This window comes from Psychrobacter sp. FME13 (assembly GCF_014861395.1).
Taxonomy (GTDB): Bacteria; Pseudomonadota; Gammaproteobacteria; order Pseudomonadales; family Moraxellaceae; genus Psychrobacter.
Map to the genome: position 1 here is coordinate 1 of NZ_RRYV01000221.1, position 3636 is coordinate 3636.

Annotated in this window: 3 protein-coding genes; 1 reads left to right on the top strand and 2 read right to left on the bottom strand. The window is 44.2% G+C overall.

The annotated features are described in order from the left end of the window. Positions 1-382: zinc ribbon domain-containing protein (locus EI164_RS15165; RefSeq protein WP_192520784.1), on the bottom strand; the 382-nt coding region annotated here is incomplete at its 3' end. A 308-nt stretch (positions 383-690) separates the two neighbouring features. Then, a complete protein-coding gene (guaA, locus tag EI164_RS15170; protein ID WP_192520785.1) occupies positions 691-2286 on the bottom strand; it encodes a glutamine-hydrolyzing GMP synthase in 1596 nt (531 codons plus the stop codon). A gap of 486 nt (positions 2287-2772) precedes the next feature. On the opposite strand from guaA, the gene EI164_RS15175 reads away from it, so the two are divergent. Then, complete coding sequence (locus EI164_RS15175; protein WP_225739339.1) at positions 2773-3633, top strand: BCCT family transporter; 861 nt, start codon at positions 2773-2775, stop codon at positions 3631-3633. The last annotated feature ends 3 nt before the right edge of the window (positions 3634-3636 follow it).

Below are 3636 nucleotides of genomic sequence, written 5' to 3' on the forward strand. Positions count from 1 at the left end.
GCATTGCTGCCTGACTCAAGTAAATCACTCTCCGATATAGTCGGGGCGGTTCACTATGAATGCTCGAACCATCCTTATTGACTTCTAAGCGTGGCTCACTATCCTTAAACCATTTGTCGCGGTAAAAACTATCATACTGTTCACCGACAAAGGCAGCTAGTAAAGTATCAGCTGTCTCAGAGTCAGAAGATAATGTATTTTTCGGGCTTTGCGCATCTTTTGAGATATTGACGGCAGTAAGCGGTGGCGGTGTTTGTCCTTGAGTGTCAGAAAGGTTGTGACCACAACTTGAGCAGAAAGCTGACTCGTTTGCGTTTTCTTGATTGCAGCTGTTACAAAGCATTTTAGCCCTTAGTTCTAATAAATATAAATTTTCTAGCATCCTGCGCCTGTAATGACAGGCAAAGAAAACCAATTAAAGTCGACTACATTATAGATAATAAAAACAAATGTTCAATGGAAAACTATAATCTTCTTAGCTACCTATTTATTTGAACCAAAAAAAACACCCAACCATATTGAGTGTTTTTATCGACGATAAGTTGTATATCAACTCAAAAAATTTGAGTTGAAAAACTATTAGATAAGTTTACGTAGTCTAAGATGGTAACAAGGCAACCGAGCGCAGATAGTACGTGTTTGTACATCTAGCGAGGTTAACAAAGTTACCGTTTAGAATACTTAAACAGCTTACTCCCACTCAATCGTTGCTGGCGGCTTGCTCGACACATCATAAGTCACGCGAGATACTTCAGCGATTTCATTCATAATACGGTTCGATACCGTCTCGATCAAATCATACGGCAGATGCGCAAAGCGAGCGGTCATAAAGTCTACCGTCTCGACCGCACGTAGCGCGATGACCCATGCATAACGGCGGCCATCACCGACCACGCCCACTGATTTGATCGGTTGGAATACCGCAAATGCTTGTGCCGTCTTGTCATACCAGCCTGAACGCTCAAGCTCTTGCATAAATATCGCATCAGCTAAACGTAACACGTCAGCGTATTCTTTTTTGACTTCGCCAAGGATACGCACGCCCAAACCTGGACCTGGGAACGGGTGGCGATAGATCATTTTGGCAGGTAAGCCAAGCGTGATACCTAGCTTACGCACTTCGTCTTTAAACAAGTCACGTAACGGCTCAATCAATTTGAATGCCAAATCATCTGGCAAACCGCCTACGTTGTGATGGCTCTTGATCACGTGCGCTTTGCCTTGATGTGATTTAGCGGATTCGATGACGTCTGGATAAATCGTACCTTGTGCTAAGAATTCAACGACTTTACCATCGCTCTGCTCACTCACTTGACGCGCGCTATCCGCGAATACGTCAATGAAGGTTTTACCGATGATTTTGCGTTTCTTTTCTGGATCAGACTCGCCCGCTAGCGCATTTAAAAACAAATATTCTGCATCAACACGCACGACTTTTACGCCCATGTTTTCGGCAAAGATTTGCATGACTTGATCGCCTTCGTGCAGACGCAATAGACCATTATCGACGAATACACAAGTCAGCTGATCGCCAATGGCTTTGTGCAATAACGCTGCAACAACTGAGCTATCGACACCGCCCGATAGACCTAGCAATACTTGCTTGTCACCGATTTGCTCTTTTAGCTGGGCGATACGCATATCAGCGATATTGTCTGGCGTCCAGTCGCCTGCACAGTCGCAGATTTGATGAACGAAACGACCAAGCAATTCCTGACCTTGTAGCGTATGCGTTACCTCTGGATGGAACTGTAGACCGTAATATTGCTTGTCATCATTGGCCATAATCGCAATCGGACAGCTTGGCGTGCTAGCCACGATGTCAAAGCCTTTAGGCGCTTCGATAACCTTATCACCATGACTCATCCAGACATTGAGCGTGCCAGCAGCGTCTTCAATGCCATCGATCAAGGTAGAGGTACCATCGATATTGATCGTCGCTGCGCCAAACTCATGGATATCACTGGCATGAACCTGCCCACCGAAACGATCTGCCATCGCTTGCATACCGTAGCAAATACCCAGTACTGGCACACCCAAATCAAACACAGCGTCGTTGATACGTGGGCTGTCTTCAGCATGGACGCTCTCAGGGCCACCCGATAGGATAACGCCTTTTGCGCCAAAATCGATGATGCGCTGAGCATCGATATCATAAGGGAACATCTCACAAAACACCCCAGAATCGCGCACACGGCGAGCGATTAACTGACTGTATTGCGAGCCAAAATCGAGAATTAAGATGCGGTCTTCTTTAATAGTAGGAGTGGCAGCAGTTGTGGTCATAAATCGATGTCCATCAATAGATAAATTGGTGCCCTATTTTAACAAGTTTACGCCCTCTATTGGCTATTAGATGTTCGATTATTAACAGTTATGCATAAATATTTAAATTCATGGAGCACCAAAGCAGGAAAACAACCGATTAAAAGACCAGTGTTAAGGAAAACTAAAACTTATTGATTAGAGTGATATATGAAACTAATCAAACAAAACCTCTCATTTACCGTTACTATACTATAGCCAATCTACTCTTAGTTGATCGCTTTTAGTCAATCTGCTTTTAATTAATCAGCAATAACGATTAAATTGGCAATCATCTAATAGCGCCTGCCTAGTAGTATTTAACTGGTCAGGCGCTGTAGACGACGATGATTTTTCGAATAGCCGAATGTTTGTCATGGGCTATATAACACGTACAAAAAAAAGGAATTTCTAACCCTAGGAGCGCTGAGAAAGCTAAAACAGTAACGTCACATTATGGAGAAAAAAATGAACAACCTTGATCATGATCAAGACAACCAAAAACCAAATAAGGGCACAAGCAAATCTTCGAAAGAATACCTACCAGATTATGTAAAAGCACGATCAAAGCATCACAAGCCTCCGCACTTAGGTACGTTTGATGTCGGTATGTCAGTACCACAGTGGCGTCCTGACCACGTACCTGACACCCGTATCGATAAATTCACTTTCTTTATGGTGCTAGTCATCCTGTTTAGTATCGCCATACCTTTGATACTGTTCCCTGAGCAGGGCAAGGCTTGGGTAGGCATAGCCCGCAGCTTTGTAGTAGATAACTTTGGCTTTGCTTATCTCACATTCGGCGCGCTATCCATAATGTTTGTGATCTACATCGTGATATCTGATATCGGTAAGATCAAACTAGGCCGCCCAGAAGAAACACCTGAGTTTTCAGATTCTTCTTGGGCGTCCATGTTATTTTGTGGTGGTATTGGTGCCAGTATCCTTTATTGGGGTCTGATTGAGTGGGCTTACTATTATCAAGGTCCTCCTTTTAATTTACCTGGCGGCTCACCTGACGCCATACGCTGGGCGACTACCTACGGGATTTTTCACTGGGGGCCCGTGGCTTGGTCTATCTACTTGGTACCTGCTGTGGCTATCGCTTATTTTTATTATGTGCGTCAAAAACCGGTACTCAAAGTTAGCCAAACGCTCATGCCATTATTGGGCGAAAAGCTAGCAAGCAGCAACTGGGCCAAGCTATTAGATGTGTTATTTATCTTCGGCATGGTTGGTGGTGGCGCCACAACGCTCGGTCTGGCATCTCCACTGATCGGAGTTTTTCAAGGTAGTTGTCACCATCAAGCTAAATTAAGCGGCTTGTAATCT